The organism is Rhodococcus gordoniae (assembly GCF_001646655.1).
Classification (GTDB): Bacteria; Actinomycetota; Actinomycetes; order Mycobacteriales; family Mycobacteriaceae; genus Rhodococcus; species Rhodococcus gordoniae.
This window is the reverse complement of sequence record NZ_LPZN01000051.1, coordinates 40,655-57,634: the sequence shown is the minus strand read 5'-3', so window position 1 is coordinate 57,634 and position 16,980 is coordinate 40,655. Positions and strand designations below refer to the sequence as shown.

The 16,980-nt window shown below is 67.1% G+C and carries 14 protein-coding genes; 8 read left to right on the top strand and 6 right to left on the bottom strand.

Annotated elements, in window-relative coordinates; translation table 11 throughout:
• Positions 1-16: 16 nt before the first annotated feature.
• Genes A8G18_RS18720 through A8G18_RS18710 form a run of 3 tightly spaced genes read left to right on the top strand, consistent with a single transcriptional unit; the run spans position 17 to position 3,707 of the window.
• Positions 17-589, top strand: coding sequence for a 2Fe-2S iron-sulfur cluster-binding protein (locus A8G18_RS18720; protein WP_064065044.1), 573 nt, complete (start codon positions 17-19; stop codon positions 587-589).
• Positions 586-1,587, top strand: coding sequence for an FAD binding domain-containing protein (locus A8G18_RS18715; protein ID WP_064065043.1), 1,002 nt, complete (start codon positions 586-588; stop codon positions 1,585-1,587). Before A8G18_RS18720 ends, A8G18_RS18715 begins: the two co-directional genes overlap by 4 nt.
• On the top strand, positions 1,584-3,707 hold the full coding sequence (locus A8G18_RS18710) for a xanthine dehydrogenase family protein molybdopterin-binding subunit (protein WP_064065042.1): 2,124 nt from the start codon (positions 1,584-1,586) through the stop codon (positions 3,705-3,707). Before A8G18_RS18715 ends, A8G18_RS18710 begins: the two co-directional genes overlap by 4 nt.
• Here A8G18_RS18710 and A8G18_RS18705 read toward each other — a convergent pair.
• From A8G18_RS18705 to A8G18_RS18685, 5 genes are read right to left on the bottom strand one after another with little or no spacing between them, the layout of a single operon-like run.
• Positions 3,687-4,154, bottom strand: a complete 468-nt coding sequence (locus A8G18_RS18705; protein WP_084421957.1) for an ATP-binding protein — start codon at positions 4,152-4,154, stop codon at positions 3,687-3,689. The genes A8G18_RS18710 and A8G18_RS18705 overlap by 21 nt on opposite strands.
• Positions 4,144-4,479 (bottom strand): STAS domain-containing protein, encoded by a 336-nt coding sequence (locus A8G18_RS18700; protein ID WP_026003014.1) that lies wholly within the window; start codon positions 4,477-4,479, stop codon positions 4,144-4,146. Before A8G18_RS18700 ends, A8G18_RS18705 begins: the two co-directional genes overlap by 11 nt.
• The gene (locus tag A8G18_RS18695; protein WP_064065041.1) at positions 4,476-6,431 is read right to left on the bottom strand and encodes a glycosyltransferase; all 1,956 of its coding nucleotides are present in this window, start codon (positions 6,429-6,431) and stop codon (positions 4,476-4,478) included. Before A8G18_RS18695 ends, A8G18_RS18700 begins: the two co-directional genes overlap by 4 nt.
• Positions 6,428-7,669: a PP2C family protein-serine/threonine phosphatase gene (locus A8G18_RS18690; RefSeq protein ID WP_064065040.1), complete on the bottom strand. Its 1,242-nt coding sequence runs from the start codon at positions 7,667-7,669 to the stop codon at positions 6,428-6,430. The genes A8G18_RS18695 and A8G18_RS18690 overlap by 4 nt, the downstream gene beginning before the upstream one ends.
• On the bottom strand, positions 7,666-8,622 hold the full coding sequence (locus A8G18_RS18685; RefSeq protein ID WP_084421955.1) for a glycoside hydrolase family 26 protein: 957 nt from the start codon (positions 8,620-8,622) through the stop codon (positions 7,666-7,668). The genes A8G18_RS18690 and A8G18_RS18685 overlap by 4 nt, the downstream gene beginning before the upstream one ends.
• Positions 8,623-9,015: 393 nt before the next feature.
• Here A8G18_RS18685 and A8G18_RS18680 point away from each other — a divergent pair, with 393 nt between their 5' ends.
• The 5 genes from A8G18_RS18680 to A8G18_RS18660 all read left to right on the top strand — a co-directional run bounded on the left by A8G18_RS18680 (position 9,016) and on the right by A8G18_RS18660 (position 16,486).
• Complete coding sequence (locus A8G18_RS18680) at positions 9,016-9,246, top strand: redoxin NrdH (RefSeq protein WP_016933773.1); 231 nt, start codon at positions 9,016-9,018, stop codon at positions 9,244-9,246.
• 106 nt (positions 9,247-9,352) lie between these two features.
• Positions 9,353-9,805, top strand: a complete 453-nt coding sequence (gene nrdI, locus A8G18_RS18675; RefSeq protein WP_064065039.1) for a class Ib ribonucleoside-diphosphate reductase assembly flavoprotein NrdI — start codon at positions 9,353-9,355, stop codon at positions 9,803-9,805.
• A 167-nt stretch (positions 9,806-9,972) separates the two neighbouring features.
• Positions 9,973-12,054 (top strand): class 1b ribonucleoside-diphosphate reductase subunit alpha, encoded by a 2,082-nt coding sequence (gene nrdE / locus A8G18_RS18670; RefSeq protein ID WP_242496690.1) that lies wholly within the window; start codon positions 9,973-9,975, stop codon positions 12,052-12,054.
• 52 nt (positions 12,055-12,106) lie between these two features.
• A complete protein-coding gene (nrdF, locus tag A8G18_RS18665; RefSeq protein ID WP_064065037.1) occupies positions 12,107-13,108 on the top strand; it encodes a class 1b ribonucleoside-diphosphate reductase subunit beta in 1,002 nt (333 codons plus the stop codon).
• Between the two features lie 144 nt (positions 13,109-13,252).
• Positions 13,253-16,486 (top strand): arabinosyltransferase domain-containing protein, encoded by a 3,234-nt coding sequence (locus A8G18_RS18660; RefSeq protein WP_084421953.1) that lies wholly within the window; start codon positions 13,253-13,255, stop codon positions 16,484-16,486.
• Here the strand turns inward: A8G18_RS18660 and A8G18_RS18655 are convergent.
• A complete protein-coding gene (locus A8G18_RS18655; RefSeq protein ID WP_064065035.1) occupies positions 16,480-16,953 on the bottom strand; it encodes an NUDIX hydrolase in 474 nt (157 codons plus the stop codon). The two genes, A8G18_RS18660 and A8G18_RS18655, sit on opposite strands and share 7 nt — an antisense overlap.
• Between the last annotated feature and the right edge of the window lie 27 nt (positions 16,954-16,980).

Genomic DNA, 16,980 nt, shown 5'->3' with positions numbered 1-16,980 from the left:
GTTCGGAGGTTTGCCCATGACAACCGGGGACACGAGAACCGATACCGGCCACCGACCCGATCTCGACATCGTTCTTCACGTCGACGGGGTGGAGCGTCGCGTCCCGATCGACGTCCGCACCACCGTGCTCGACGCGCTGCGCGACCGACTCGGGATCACCTCCCCGAAGAAGGGCTGCGATCTCGGTCAGTGCGGAGCATGCACCGTGCTGATCGACGGCCGTCGTGCCCTCTCGTGCCTTGCCCTCGCCGTCTCGCACGACGGCGCCGAGATCGTCACCGCCGCCGGACTCGCCGACGGGGAACTGCACCCCCTCCAGGCACAGTTCATCGAGGACGACGCCTTCCAGTGCGGCTACTGCACTCCCGGCCAGATCTGCTCCGCTGTGGGGATGCTCGACGAATTCGCCGACGGGGCACCGAGCCACGTCACGGCGGACCTCGAGCACGCGCCGGACCTCGACGACGACGAGATCCGCGAACGCATGAGCGGCAATCTGTGCCGCTGCGCCGCCTATCCCAACATCGTCGCGGCGATCCGCACCGTCGCGAGCGGAGACAGTCGAGTCGGTAGGGAGGACACACGGTGAGCTCCCTCCGGTACGAGCGACCGGCCGATCCCGCCGCTGCGGTCGCCGTCGTGCACGAGAACCCGGGCGCGGTCTTCCTCGCGGGCGGAACGAATCTGGTCGACCATCTCAAACTCGGCGTCGCGACCCCCGAGCTCCTCGTCGACGTCTCGCATCTGCCTCTCGACACCGTCGCGGAGTCGGCGGACGGAGGAATCCGGGTGGGTGCCAACGTCCGCAACAGCGACCTCGCCGCCCATCCGTTCGTGCGGCGCAACTATCCGATGCTGTCGCGCGCACTGCTGTCCGGTGCCTCGCCCCAACTCCGGAACACCGCGACCACCGGCGGCAACCTGCTCCAGCGCACGCGCTGCTCGTACTTCCGGGATGTGACCACCCCCTGCAACAAGCGCGAACCCGGCACCGGTTGCTCCGCCATCGGCGGATATACCCGCTACCACGCGATACTCGGTGCGTCGGAGCACTGTGTGGCCACCCACCCGTCCGACATGGCGGTCGCCTTGCTCGCGCTCGACGCCGAAGTCCTCGTTCTCGGCCCGGACGGTGAACGTGCGATCGCGGTGGAGGACTTCTACCGGCTTCCCGGCGGCACTCCCGAGCGCGACACCGTGCTCGAACGCGACGACCTCGTCGTCGGCGTGCGGATCCCGGCATCGCAGAGTTCGCTGTCCACCTACCGCAAGGTGCGCGACCGTGCGTCCTACGCCTTCGCGCTGGTCTCGGTGGCGGCCGAGATGACCGTGGCGGACGGGACGATCACCGGTTGCCGCCTCGCGTTCGGAGGGGTGGCGCACCGTCCGTGGCGGGCGCATCGAGCGGAAGCCGCACTTCTCGGGCAGCAGCCCTCCGGCGAGGTCTTCGCCGCCGCGGCCGAGGCCGAACTCGCCGGCGCGAGCCCCCTCGACGGCAACGCCTACAAGATCCCGTTGCTGCGCCGAACCGTGGTGGCGACCCTGCGCGAACTCGACGAACGACGGGAACGAGGTGAATCCGCATGAGCCCCGAGCCGATCCGAGCGGGCGGACGCTCCACCGCGCGAATCGACGGACCGGCGAAGGTCGCCGGGACGGCGCCGTACGCCTACGAGCACCCGGTCGACGATCCGGTCTTCCTCGTGCCGCTCACCTCCACCGTCGCCCGGGGTCGGGTCGACCGGATCGACACGGCCGCCGCCGAAGCGGTACCCGGGGTGCTGAAGGTGCTCACGCCCTGGAACGCTCCGAGGCTCACCGACGAGGCCGAAGGCGAGTATTCCGTCCTGCAGACACCCGACGTGCTGTACCGAGGGCAGATCATCGGAGCGGTCGTCGCGGAGAGTCTCGAGATCGCCCGCGAGGCATGCTCTCTGCTGGAGGTCGAATACAGCGAGGAACCACACGACGCCCTCTTCCGCGCCGACCATCCCGATGCCTACACGCCCGAGACGGTCAACGGTGGCTACGAGCCCGATTCCGAGCGGGGCGATGTCGACGCTGCGTTCGCCCGTGCCGACACTGTGGTCGACCAGTGGTATTCCACACCCGAGGAGCACAACAACCCGCTCGAACCGCACACCGTCGTTGCAGTGTGGCGGAGCGACGTGGTTCCGTCGAACGGTACGGCCGATGCGTACACCCTGACCCTGTACACCTCGACGCAGCACCCGCACGGTGTTGTCGAGACCCTCGCCCCGGTGTTCGGCCTGGACGCCGACCGGATGCGGGTGGTCTGTCCGTACATCGGTGGGGGATTCGGCTCGAAGGGTGGCCCCCACGCGCACGACGTGCTCGGCGGATTGGCAGCACGGGCCCTCCCCGGGAGGGCGGTCAAGTTCGCGGTTTCCCGGCCGGACATGTTCGCCTATGTCGGCTACCGGTCGCCGACGGCGTCGCGGGTCCGGCTCGCGGCCGACCGCGACGGCAGGGTCACCGGCCTGGTGCACGAGGTGTTCGCACAGTCGTCCCGGGTCACCGAGTTCGTCGAACAGGCGGCGGTGCCGTTGCGCAATCTCTATGCCGTGGACAACGTCCGTACATCCCACCGCGCGATCACACTCGACGTCCCGGCGCCCTTCTGGATGCGCGCTCCCGGTGAGGCCCCCGGCATGTTCGCCGGTGAGGTCGCGATGGACGAACTCGCCGCCGAACTCGGCATCGACCCGATCGAACTGCGCATCCGCAACGAACCCGAGGCCGATCCCGAGACGGGGAAGCCGTGGTCGTCGCGGCGTCTCGTCGAATGTCTCCGCGAGGGGGCACAGCGATTCGGATGGAATCCGTCGGATCGCGAACCCGGCACCCGTCGGCGAGGCACCACGCTCATCGGTACCGGCGTGGCGGTCGCGACCTATCCGCACATGGTCAATCCCGGTTCGGAGGCACACATCCGGCATCTGGGGGAGGGCCGCTACTCCGTCCGCATCGGAGCGACCGACCTCGGCACCGGTGCGTGGACGGCGCTGACGCTCATCGCCGCCGACGCCCTCGGATGCCGGCCCGAGGACGTGGACCTCGAGATCGGCGACAGCGCGCTGCCCCACGGCACCGTGGCCGGTGGCTCCTCGGGTACCTCGTCCTGGGGCACCGCGATCGTCACGGCCGCAGAGCGATTCGGCAAGCGCTTCGGTGGCGACCCGCCGGTGGGCGCGGAGCTGTCCGCGTCGGCAGCCGAGAACCGCGAACTCGAGCACTACACCGCGCAGTCCTTCGGCGCGCACTTCGCCGAAGTACACGTCGACGCCGACACCGGGGAGATCCGGGTGCCCCGGATGTTCGGCCTGTTCTCCGTGGGACGGGTGATCAATCCGCGGACGGCACGTTCGCAGTTCATCGGGGGGATGTCGTTCGGGATCTCGATGGCCTTGTTCGAGGAGAGCATCCGCGACGCGCGCTTCGGGCACGTCGTCAACCACGACCTGTCCGAATACCACGTGCCGACCCACGCGGACATCCGTGGGATCGAAGCGGAGTGGCTCGACGACGAAGATCTGCACGCCACGCCGATGGGTTCGCGGGGGATCGGTGAGATCGGGATCGTCGGCAGCGCCGCCGCGGTCGTCAACGCCCTGTGGCACGCGACCGGGGTGCGGGTGCGGCACCTGCCCGCCCGGCTCGACGACCTACTGGTCGGCTTGCCCTGACCCCTCGGATCGATAACAGACGAGTGTCCAGCGATTGATGCCCGCCTGACGGCGGTACCGGAGTTCGTCGAGCGCGGCGAGGGCGATGGCGAGCCCTCGGCCGCGTTCGGCGAGTGCGTCGGGGAGCTCGACCGAACGCAGATCCACCCGGGCCGGGGCGCCGTCGTCGACGAACACGGCCTCGAGACGATCCGGATGGAGTTCCAGGGTCAGCGCCACCGAGACCGCGTCTCCCCGGCCGGCATGCTCGATGATGTTCGCGCCGATCTCGGCGACCGCGATCTCGAACTGCATGCGATCCGAATCGTCGAGCTCCTCGGCGGCGAACATCTCGGCGACCAGATCCATGATCCGGTCGAGGGTGCCTTCACTCGTCGTGGCGGACAGCTCCCACCGCCCCGAAGGGCCCTCGGCCGGTTGCGCTTCGGGTGACCGGTCAGTCGCCATCGAAGGCCACATCCGCGGAATCGTGTGTCGTCAGCACCCGGTCGAGCCGGGTGAGCGCGAGCACGCTCTGTACCTGGGCGGTCGGTGCGGCGATCCGCAGGTCGCCGCCGGCCTGACGGGCCGCCTTCAACCCGGAGACGAGTGCGCCGAGCCCGGAGGAGTCGATGAAATCGGTTGTGCTCAGGTCGACCACGAGCCGGTGGGATCCGTTCTCGACGAGATCGCGCAACTGCTCGCGCAGGCGCGGTGCCGCAACCATGTTCAGGCGACCGGTGGGTTGCACGACCGTGCTCGTTCCCACCTGGCGGGTTTCGTAGTGGCTCATCGATCTCCTTCGCTTTCGGGTCCACGGTAGCGAGCTGCCTGGATCACCACCGAGAGAATGAACAGGTCGAACACGACCCAGACGAGGTTCGCGGTGACTCCCAGCACCGAGATGTCGCCGAGGAACAGCCGCACGGTGCCGATGACCGCCGCCACCACCAGCAGCGCCATGACGAGCAGCTGCTGCCGGAACAGATACCACGGGACACCTTCGCCCCCTTGGCGTGTCTTCGGCGTGACCGCGAAGTCCAGCGGCTTGTCGAAGTACACGTTGAGGAAGGCCGTCCAGCACGCCCTGATCCACACCGGGAAGAGCGCGAGGCTGTACTGCTGGCCCCGCCAGGTCGGAGTCCCGCGGCCCACGATGAAGAACAGCAACTGACTCAGGATGAGGAACGGGACCAGTCGCGAGAAGAAGTCGAGACTGAACGCCTCGACCGGCAGGATCCCGAAGACGAGATAGATCACCGGCGCCGCGAAATAGGCGAGCGCTGCGAAGCCGGAAAGATAACTCCACATCGTCGACCAGTACATCAGGCGCTGGGGTACGGTCATGCCCTTCTGAACGAGCGGGTTCTCCCGCAGCATCACCTGGATCGTGCCCTGTGCCCACCGGAGTCGCTGGGTGACCATCGTCTTCGGATCCTCCGGGGCGAGCCCGTAGGCGAGGATCTCGTGGTGGTAGACGGACTTCCAGCCGGCGCCGTGCAGGCGCATCGAGGTGGCCATGTCCTCGGTCACGGAGATCGTGGCCAACGCGAGCATCGGCTCGGCCTCCTCTGCACGGTCGACATCGACGGCGCGGATCATCGCGCGGATCGATTCGAGCGCGCCGAGCGGTGACCACTCGCGGTCGGCGAGGCGTTCGAGGACGGTGTCGTCGATCGTGAGCGCATCGGTGCCGTGCGCGTCGAGCGCTGCGATCTCCTCGAGATCGGCCCGGATGCTGCCGAAGTCGGCGTCGACGATGCTGCGCGCGGCGGCGTCGACCGTCTGCTGGAAACGGAAGGTGACGTCGGCGAGTGCCGCGCCGGTCCGGAGTTCGCCGCGTGCCGTGCGCACGGCACGGCGCACCGAGTCGAGTGCCGCGGCCACGTCCGGCTGGTCGGCGGGCACTTTCCGGCGTGCCCGGTCGACCACCCTTCCCGCGGTGCGCAGGGTGCGTTCCACACCGTCCTCGACGGCTTGGACATAGCCGGCGATGCCGAGCTGCATGAGTGCTTCACGTCGCAGGATCGCATTGGACCCGCAGAAGAAGGCCGCGTTCCAGCCGTCCTTGCCCTGCTGGATCGGCCCGTAGAACAACGGCGCCTGACTGCCGAGCGGATCGGAGTCGGGCACATTGGTGAAGTACTGCGGCGTCTGGACCAGTGCCATGCTGTCGTCGGTGAAGTATCCGAGTGTGCGGTCGAGGATCTCGGGTTCGGGAATCTGGTCGGCGTCGAGGATGAGAAGGAACTCGCCGTCGGAGTGCAGCAGGGCGTTGATGAGATTGCCGGCCTTGGCGTGACGGGGCTTGTTCGTCCAGCTCGCCGACCGCGTCATGTAGTCGACGCCGAGTTCGGCTGCGGCCGCGGCGAGTTCGGGCCGGGCTCCGTCGTCGAGGATCCACGTGCGGTGCGGATAGCGGATGCGCTGCGCGGCTGCTGCCGTGCGCAACACCAGATCGACCGGTTCGTTGTAGGTGGTGATGAAGACGTCGACCGTCATGCCGGCGGGTGCGATGGGCGGCTCGGGACGTCTCCTCAACCGCCACATCGTCAACGCGAACAGCAGCGAATCGATCAGGCTGTACGTCTCGGCGAGAACGAGCGGGACCGCGATCCACCACGCATCCCAGTTCACGGAGAACAGCCAGCGCCAGACGATGTAGTTCAACCCGACGATGACCGTGAGGACGATGAGGACGCGCAGGAAGGGGGACGGGTAGCCCTCCTTCGTGACGGCCTTCACGACGCCGTCTCCCGGCGTAGCGCGACCACCGTGACGTCGTCGAGCGGCGGATTGCTCTCGGCCAGCGCACGCGCGGCGGCCACCAGTTCTTCCGGGTCGGCCCGGTCTGCGACGAAACGGCACAGAGCCGCCGGGTCGCTCTGTTCGTCGAGCAGGTCGAGCAGGCCGTCGGAGCAGATCACGAGCATGTCGCCCGCATCGAGCCGCGCGGCCTCGGACCTCCAGGTGGTCGCGGAAAAGATCCCCAGCGGAGGACCACCACCGCTCGTCAGTGGCTCGACCGTACCGTCGGCGCGGCGGATCGCGGCCAGCCCGTGCCCGGCATCGGCATAATCGATGTCTCCCGTGGAGAACTCGAGCGCGGCGAGGAAGGAGGTGACGAACGTCCCGGTGTGCTCGAAGTCGTCGGCGAGGTGTTCGGCGCCGACGGTCAGAGTCATCCCGGTGTCGAGGACGCCGACCGGACGAGTCCCGAAACGCTCGAGCACCCGCGCGACCCCCCGCATCGAGGAGCGCACGGCCGACGACAGGATGGCGGCGCCCAGGCCCTTGCCCATGACGTCGGCGACGGTGATCACGATCCCGTCGCGGAGCCGGTAGTGGTCGTAGAAGTCACCGCCCACCATGAAGGCGGGCAGGCAGATCGTGGCCATCTCGTAACCGGGAAGGTCCGGGAGCGGCCGGGGGAGGAGCTGGTTCTGGATCTCGGCGGCGCGGTCGAGTTCGTCGGCGCGATCGAGTTCACGTTGGGCCCACTCGGCCAGCTCGGCGAAGGTGTCGAGTTGATCCGCGTCGAGGTTCCGCTCCTCGGTGTCGTAGATGCAGAAGGTGCCCACGGGGTGACCGTTGGGTCCGTACAGGGGATAGCCCGCATAGAACCGGATGCCCCCCTTTCCGCCGATACCGGGGATGTCCGCGAAAGCGGGATCGGAGGCGGCATCCGGGAGGACGAGTACGGGATCCTCGGGTTGCGCGTAGGCCCGGGCGATCGTGGTGCGGCACACCGTCCTCTCGCGCGGTACGTCGGAGAGCTCCAGTCCGAGGATCGATTTGAACCACTGCCGATCGCGATCCATCAGCGAGAGCGAAGCCATCGGGACACCGAACACGCGGCACGCGATGCGGGTGATCTTGTCGAACCGTTCTTCGTGGGGGGTGTCGAGCAGTTCGAGCAGCTCCACGTCACGCATGCGTTCGTTCTCGAGATGTTCGGGGAGGAGCGACGCCTCGGCTGTCATCGTGCGATGTGTCTCCTGTGCAGAGCGTCGCTCAGCGCCCCCGCGGACTCGGGCGTGCTGGTCAAGCGCCAATCGGTTTCTTTGTTGTGATGGAACCACACGAATGTTGTGACCGCCGGGTGACTGTCCAAGTAACCCACCAGATCCCGGATCCAGTCCGGCTTCGATCCACCGGCCTCCGCGCTCGCGACCTCCGTGACAGCGACGGGACGCCCCGGAGCGAGCCGGCCGAGTTCGTCCAACGTCGGTCCGAACAATTCCTCGGGGGACTGCCACCGACTCCACGGCCGGGTGGTGCCCCAGTTGTAGCCGTCCACTCCGACGACATCGACGTACTCGTCACCCGGATACAGGGGGGCGATGGGACTGCTGCCCTCGTGCGGGACGTTGACCGTCCAGATCCAGCGCACGTTCTCGACGTTCTTCGATGCGAACAGATCGTGCACATGCCGCCACGCGGCGACATACGTCTCCGGCGGGGTCCCTGCCGCAGGGCTCCAGGGGTACCAGTCCCCGTTCGGTTCGTGGGCGAATCGCAGATAGACCTTCCCACCCCAGGCGGCGAGCTCGTCGGCCCAGCGGTAGAGGTGGTCGTCGTGGACGCCGGCGGCGATGTCGCTCATCGTCACGGACGTCCGGTCGTAGTCGTGGTCGCGGCGTATCCAGGGTTCCCACGTGACGATCGGGTCCGCGCCCGAGGCCCGCACGATGTCGAGGGCGCCGATGGGGGGAGGGGAAGGGAAGTCGACGAACCACAACACCGCGCCCGGCGCCGTGCCGACGGCCTCGGCGACCGCGCGGTACTCGTCGACGGCCACCGGGCCACCCGGGGTGCTGATGCCGAAGCGGGGGCACGCGGTGCTCGTCTCGTCGAGCGGGGCGGCGATCGGTTCGCATGTGCGGCGCGGGTCGCAGGCGGTGCACAGGGACAGTGCCAGGAGGGTGGCGGCCATCGCGCGAACCGGGAACACGAGGAGTCATTCTTCCTGCCCGCAGCCCTCCGCGCAGGCGGTCCGGAGAGGTTCCCGCGGTGACGGCCCGAAGTTGTCGGTGGCACCCGCCACACTTGTGCTCGAGGTCTCTCCCGGGCGCCTCGCGACGACACGCCGAGACGCGCCCGAAACGCCGTGGAGGGAGGGTTGCGACCTGGGAATATCACCTTTGTAAGTCACAACATCCTGGGTTCTGTGTATCCGGTGGGCACAAGGTGTAGTGTCTAGACCGCTGGAAGGCCACAAGTGCCGACGATCTCTCGGGGAAGCGGGATCGGACGGATTCGTGGGTTTCCGGGTAACGCACAGCAGTCAGTCGTCAGGCCGCCCACGGCCGTCGGAAAAGGGGCATTCATGAACATCACCGTCTACACCAAGCCTGCCTGCGTCCAGTGCACCGCCACCTACCGTGCCCTCGACAAGGCCGGCATCGAGTACGACGTCGTCGACATCAGCGAGAGCCCCGAGGCCCGCGACTACGTCATGGCCCTGGGTTACCTCCAGGCGCCCGTCGTCGTCGCCGGCGACGACCACTGGTCGGGCTTCCGCCCCGACCGCATCAAGGCGCTCACCGTCGCTGCCTGAGCCCGGGCCGCGTTCGCAGCGGCCCGATCGTCGTCGTCTCCGGGCGGAAATGCGCCGTGTCCGCCCGGGCCGGTCTTCGCAATCGAATGAAGAGTGGTGACTACCGATGGCTTCGCTGGTGTCGATCCAGGGAACGTCGCTGGTGTACTTCTCGAGTACATCCGAGAACACCCACCGATTCGTGCAGAAGCTCGGGATTCCGGCCAGCCGGATCCCCCTGCACGATCGGGAGGGCACTTTCGAGGTCCACGAACCGTACGTGTTGATCGTGCCGACCTACGGTGGCGGGACGACCGCCACCGGTCGCGATACCCGCTACGTTCCCCGGCAGGTCATCCGGTTCCTCAACAACGAGCACAATCGGAGCCTGATCCGCGGTGTCATCGCGGCGGGTAACACCAACTTCGGCGACTCGTACTGTTTCGCGGGCGACATCGTCGCGCGCAAGTGCAAGGTGCCGTATCTGTACCGATTCGAGTTGATGGGCACGACCGACGACGTGGAACGTGTCCGCGACGGTCTCGCCCGATTCTGGGAGTCCGTTCTCCAGAACGCCTGAGCCACATCCGTATCCGTATTCGACGCGCGTCGCGGACGTGACTGCGCGGCCGTTTCCTAACTCCGACAAGTGGGGACAGCACTGTGACCATTACCGATCCCGCTCCCGCCACGAGCGCACCCCTCGACGATTCGATCAAGGATCTCGACTACCACGCGCTCAACGCGATGTTGAATCTGTACGGCCCCAACGGCGAGATCCAGTTCGACAAGGATGTGGCCGCCGCCCGCCAGTACTTCCTGCAGCACGTCAACCAGAACACGGTCTTCTTCCACAACCTCGACGAGAAGCTCGACTACCTCGTCGAGGAGAACTACTACGAGCCCGAGGTGCTCGACAAGTACTCGCGTTCGTTCGTCAAATCGCTGTTCGACCATGCGTATTCGAAGAAGTTCCGGTTCCCGACCTTCCTCGGTGCGTTCAAGTACTACACCTCGTACACGCTCAAGACGTTCGACGGCAAGCGTTACCTCGAGCGGTTCGAGGACCGGGTGTGCATGGTCGCCCTGACTCTCGCCGACGGCGACGAGATCCTGGCCCGGCACCTCGTCGACGAGATCATCTCCGGCCGCTTCCAGCCGGCCACCCCGACCTTCCTCAACTCGGGCAAGAAGCAGCGCGGCGAGCCCGTCTCGTGCTTCCTGCTCCGTATCGAGGACAACATGGAGTCGATCGGCCGCTCCATCAACTCCGCGCTGCAGCTGTCCAAGCGTGGTGGCGGTGTCGCCTTGCTGCTCAGCAACATTCGTGAGCACGGCGCACCCATCAAGAAGATCGAGAACCAGTCCTCCGGCGTCATCCCGATCATGAAGCTGCTCGAGGACTCCTTCTCCTACGCCAACCAGCTCGGTGCCCGTCAGGGTGCCGGCGCGGTCTACCTGCACGCGCACCACCCCGACATCTACCGCTTCCTCGACACCAAGCGCGAGAACGCCGACGAGAAGATCCGTATCAAGACCCTCTCGCTGGGCGTCGTCATCCCCGACATCACGTTCGAGCTGGCGAAGAAGAACGAGGACATGTACCTGTTCTCGCCGTACGACGTCGAGCGCGTCTACGGAAAGCCCTTCGCCGACATCGATGTCACCGAGAAGTACTACGAGATGGTCGACGACAAGCGCATCCGCAAGTCGAAGATCAAGGCGCGCGAGTTCTTCCAGACCGTCGCCGAGCTGCAGTTCGAGTCGGGCTATCCCTACGTCATGTTCGAGGACACGGTGAACCGGGCCAACCCGATCGCCGGCAAGATCACGCACTCGAACCTGTGCTCGGAGATCCTGCAGGTCTCGACGCCCTCGGAGTTCAACGACGACCTGTCCTACAGCCATGTGGGCAAGGACATCTCGTGCAACCTCGGCTCGCTGAACATCGCGAAGACGATGGACTCTCCCGACTTCGCGCAGACCATCGAGGTCGCCATCCGCGGCCTGACGGCGGTCTCCGACCAGACGACGATCTCGTCCGTTCCGTCGATCGAGCGGGGCAACAACGAATCCCACGCCATCGGCCTCGGCCAGATGAACCTGCACGGCTTCCTCGCCCGTGAGCACATCTTCTACGGGTCCGAAGAAGGCGTCGACTTCACGAACATCTACTTCTACACGGTTCTGTTCCACGCCCTGCGCGCGTCGAACAAGATCGCGATCGAGCGTGGCTCGTACTTCAAGGGCTTTCCGGAGTCGAAGTACGCCTCGGGTGAGTTCTTCGACAAGTACACCGATCAGGTCTGGGAGCCGGCCACCGAGCGGGTTCGTCAGTTGTTCGCCGAGTCGGACATCGCGATCCCCACGCAGCAGGACTGGCGCGAGCTGAAGGAGTCCGTGCAGAAGCACGGCATCTACAACCAGAACCTGCAGGCGGTTCCGCCCACCGGTTCGATCTCGTACATCAACCACTCGACGAGCTCGATCCACCCGGTCGCGTCGAAGATCGAGATCCGCAAGGAGGGCAAGATCGGGCGTGTCTACTACCCGGCGCCCTACATGACGAACGAGAACCTCGAGTACTTCCAGGACGCGTACGAGATCGGCTACGAGAAGATCATCGACACCTACGCCGCCGCGACGCAGCACGTCGACCAGGGCCTGTCGCTGACGCTGTTCTTCAAGGACACCGTCACCACCCGCGACGTGAACAGGGCCCAGATCTACGCGTGGCGCAAGGGAATCAAGACCCTGTACTACATCCGTCTGCGGCAGATGGCGCTCGAGGGGACCGAGGTGGAGGGTTGCGTCTCCTGCATGCTGTGACCCGCACTTCGTGACAGTCCTTGCATCAGCACACAATTCAGGTAGGTAACCGATGACTGCAGCAGCACACTCGCCGGCCGACGGCATGCGCGTCAAACTCATCGATCGCGTCTCCGCGATCAACTGGAACCGCGTCCCCGACGACAAGGACGCCGAGGTCTGGGATCGCCTCACCGGCAACTTCTGGCTTCCGGAGAAGGTGCCCGTCTCCAACGACATCCAGTCGTGGGGCACCCTCACCGAATACGAGCAGGAACTGACGATGCGGGTCTTCACGGGCCTGACGCTCCTCGACACCATCCAGGGCACGGTCGGTGCGGTCTCGCTCATCCCCGATGCGGTCACCCCGCACGAGGAGGCGGTGTTGACGAACATCGCCTTCATGGAGTCGGTGCACGCGAAGAGCTACTCGCAGATCTTCTCGACGCTGTGCTCGAGCCGGCAGATCGACGACGCCTTTCGCTGGTCGGAGGAGAACGAGCACCTGCAGCGCAAGGCCCAGATCATCCTCGACTACTACAAGGGCGACGACCCGCTCAAGCGCAAGGCTGCCTCGACGCTGCTCGAGTCGTTCCTGTTCTACTCGGGCTTCTACCTGCCGATGTACTGGTCGTCGCGGGCCAAGCTCACCAACACCGCCGACATGATCCGCCTGATCATCCGCGACGAGGCCGTCCACGGCTACTACATCGGCTACAAGTACCAGCGCGGCCTGGAGACGATCACGCAGGCCGAGCGCGACGAGCTCAAGGACTGGGTGTTCGAGCTGCTCTACGAGCTGTACGACAACGAGACCCACTACACGGCCGACCTCTACGACCAGGTCGGGCTCACCGAGGATGTCAAGAAGTTCCTGCGCTACAACGCGAACAAGGCGCTGATGAACCTCGGGTACGAGGCGCTGTTCCCCAAGGACGAAACGGACGTCAACCCGGCCATCCTGTCGGCGCTGTCGCCCAACGCCGACGAGAACCACGACTTCTTCTCGGGTTCCGGCAGTTCCTACGTGATCGGCAAGGCCGTCGTCACGGAAGACGACGACTGGGACTTCTGACCGGGCACGCTGCACGCATCGATCCCGTACACCGGCGCCGGAGCGCCCGTGTACGGGATCGCGTGTTTTTCGCGGCCCGGCCGCTCACCTATAGCATCGCTCCTCGTGACCGAGACAAGAGAAGCGTCGGGCTCGCCTCGGCCGGTGACATCGGAACGCTCGCAGTCCGGCAGACGGGTGGTCGAGCAGCGGACCCGGCTGTGGGCGGTACTCGCCGCCGTGGTGGGGATCGTCGCATCGATCGCGATACCGCTCTTGCCCGTGACGCAGACCACCGCAACCCTCGAATGGCCGCAGAGTGAGAGCAAGACCGGTATCTCGGCTCCGCTGGTGTCCTACGCGCCGGTCGATCTCGACGCCACGATCGAGTGCCGGTCCGTGCGCGAAGCGCTGCCGGACGGCGGCACCGTGTTCTCCACCCTCCCGGAAGGAGCTCCCGATCGTGAGCGCTACGGGCTGATCGTCCGGGTCCGGTCTGCCGGTGACGTCGGACCGGCGATGTTCGAGGTGATCTCCCGCAACACGATGCTTGCGGCGGCACCGGTGGACGAGCTGTCCGGGGACTGTGCGGTCACCCTGTCCTCGAACTCGGAACGTACCGTCGCCACGATCACCGGGTCGGCCGCGGCGGGGGAGCGGACCGTCGACCGCGACCTGCGACCTCAGCTGGTCGGCGTCTTCACCGACCTGCCCGGTCCCGCGCTCGACGGCGTCTCGGTCACCGCGACCGTCGACACCCGGTTCACGACGTCTCCGACGATGCTGAAGATCGTCGCGATGATCGTCGCGGTGGTGGCCACAGCACTGGCCTTGTGGACGCTGGCCCGGCTCGACCGCACCGACGGCCGCCGCCACCGCCGCCTGTTGCCGGCGTCGTGGTGGTCGTTCACCCGCATCGACGCGCTGGTCGTCGGAACCCTGCTTCTCTGGCACGTCATCGGGGCGAACACCGCCGACGACGGTTACCAGCTCGGAATGGCCCGCGCTGCGGGGGAGGCCGGGTACATGGCGAACTACTTCCGGTGGTTCGGTGTGCCCGAAGCACCGTTCGGCACACCCTTCTACGACGTCCTCGCCGCGATGACCCAGATCTCGACGGCGAGCCTCTGGATGCGGCTACCGGCCCTGACCGCCGGGATCCTGTGCTGGTGGGTGCTCAGCCGCGAGGTCGCTCCGCGTCTCGGCGTGGCGCTACGCCGCAACCGGCTCCCGTTGTGGACCGGGGCCCTGGTGTTCCTGGCGTTCTGGCTGCCGCTGAACAACGGATTGCGTCCGGAGCCGATCGTCGCGACCGGTGTCGTGCTGACCTGGTGCTTGCTCGAACGCGCGATCGCCACCCGGCGTCTGCTGCCGGCGGCGGCGGCGATCCTCGTCGCTGCGCTCACCGTGACCGCCGGACCGTCGGGCATCATCTGCTTCGCCGCGCTGATCGCCGGTGCCCGCCCGATCGCCCGCATCCTCCATCGACGCGCGCGCAGCCTGGGATGGCTGCCGGTTCTCGCTCCGCTGGTCGCGGCCGGACTGGTGATCCTGGTACCGGTCTTCGCCGACCAGACCCTCGCGGCAGTGCTGGAAATGCAGCACGCGCACGAGGTCGGTCCGAACGTGCCGTGGTTCCAGGAGTACCTGCGCTACCAGTACCTACTGCAGATCACCGTGGACGGCTCTCTGGCCCGCAGGTTCGCGGTCTTCACTCTGGTGCTGTGCCTGGCGGTGGCGGTCGTCGCCATGCTGCGCCGCGGTGGGCACATCCCGGGCACCGCGCAGGGTCCCTCCCGGCGCATCGTCGGCATCACCCTCGGTGCGCTGGTGCTGATGATGTTCGCGCCGACGAAGTGGACCCACCACTTCGGTATCTACGCCGGTCTCGCGGCTGCGGTGGCGATGCTCGCCGCCGTGGCCACCGGTCCCGCTGTGCTGCGCTCGCGACGCAACCGGGCGTTGTTCGCCGCGGCGGTGTCGTTCGTGGTGACCATGTCGTTCATCGGCCCCAACGGCTGGTGGTACGTCTCGAGCTACGGGGTGCCGTGGTGGGACAAGCCGCCGTCGGTCGCCGGATTCGGTTTCTCCACCGTCTTCTTCGCGGTGACGGTCGCGGCCTTGCTGCTCGCCGCGTGGTGGCACATCCATCCCGTCGCCTCGACGCGCACCGACTCTCCGGCGCGCTGGTGGGCGGTGCCGCCGTTGACCGTCGCCGCCGCCGCGATGGTGGTGTTCGAGGTGCTGTCACTGGCCAAGGGTGCGATCGCGCAGTATCCGGGTTATTCGGTGGCACGATCCAATCTCGACACGCTCACCGGCAACTCGTGTGCCCTGGCGAACGACGTGCTGCTCGAAACGGATCCGAACGCCTCGGTACTCACTCCCATCGGCGCCGACGCGGCGACCTCCCTCGACGCCGGAGGAGGGGACGGGTTCACTCCGGGCGGGGTCGCGCTCGATCTCACCCCGGACGACGACTCGGCGTCTGCCGGTACCGCCAACACCGTCGACACGAACAACGATCAGAGCTCGACGGGGGGCACCGGGGGCACCGGCGGCGGCACCGGCAGCGTCGGGATCAACGGCAGCACCGTCGCAATGCCGTTCGGTCTCGACCCGGCGACCACCCCCGTGCTGGGTAGCCACGGGTCGACCCTCGGCGACGTCACGAGCGCCTGGTTCCGGCTGCCCGAGCCGGACGCGAACGGCTCCCGCGGGGATCTCGTCACCATCGCTGCGGCCGGACGGATCTTCTCGGTCGACGCCGACGGCACCGAGACCTACGGCCAGCGACTCGAACTCGAATACGGAACCACCGGCGCCGACGGCGGTGTCATCGCGCTGGGACGGGCGTTGCCGATCGACATCGGTCCGGCGCCGTCGTGGAGGAATCTGCGGGTCCCGATGGAGACGCTGCCCGGCGAGGCCGACGCGGTGCGGATCGTCGCCTCGGACAACGATCTGGCGCCGGAGCAGTGGCTCGCGTTCACCCCGCCGCGCGTGCCGCAGACCCGGACGCTGCAGCAGGTCGTCGGGAGCGACACACCGGTCCTGCTGGACTGGGCGGTCGGTCTCAACTTCCCGTGCCAGCGTCAGATGGTGCACCGCAACGGCATCGCCGAGATTCCCGAGTACCGCATCCTGCCGGACCGGGTCGGTGCCATCTCCACCGATCTGTGGCAGGACCACCACGGTGGTGGTCCGCTCGGCTGGACCGACCAGTTGCTGCGGGCGCGCACGATCCCGTCGTATCTCGATCACGACTGGGACCGCGACTGGGGAGCGATCGAACAGTACACACCGATCGACTCGGCCACGGAGACCGCGGAACTCGACACCACCACCGTCACGCGCAGCGGGCTGTGGAGCCCGGGTCCGATCAACACCGCCTACTGACGGAACCAGGCCTCCGCACGACCGGCGAGCGCCTTCCCGAGCCGCAGGCGTGATGTCTCGGTGAGCGGTTCGGGGAGCGCGTCCGGCGCGAACCACGCCACCTCGAGGTTCTCGTCGTCGGCGACACGTGCGTCCCCGCCGGTCGCGCGGAGCAGGAAGCACACGTCGAGGTACTGCGCGACGTCGCCGTTGGGATAGGTGATGGGCGCCGTGACGTCGACGCTCGTCAACCGGACGATCTCGGCGGTGACACCCGTCTCCTCGAGTACCTCGCGGACCGCGGCGACCGCCGGTTCCTCGCCGGGTTCGAGGATGCCGGAGACCACCGCCCACATCCCGTTGTCGGCGCGGCGGGTGAGCAGGACGCGACCGTGCTCGTCCGTGACGATCGCGCTCACCCCCGGCAGCCACAGGGGAGCGGTTCCTACGTGTGAGCGGAGCTGGACGACGAAATCGGGTATCGGCACGCCATCGTTTGTATACCGGCGGGCGGG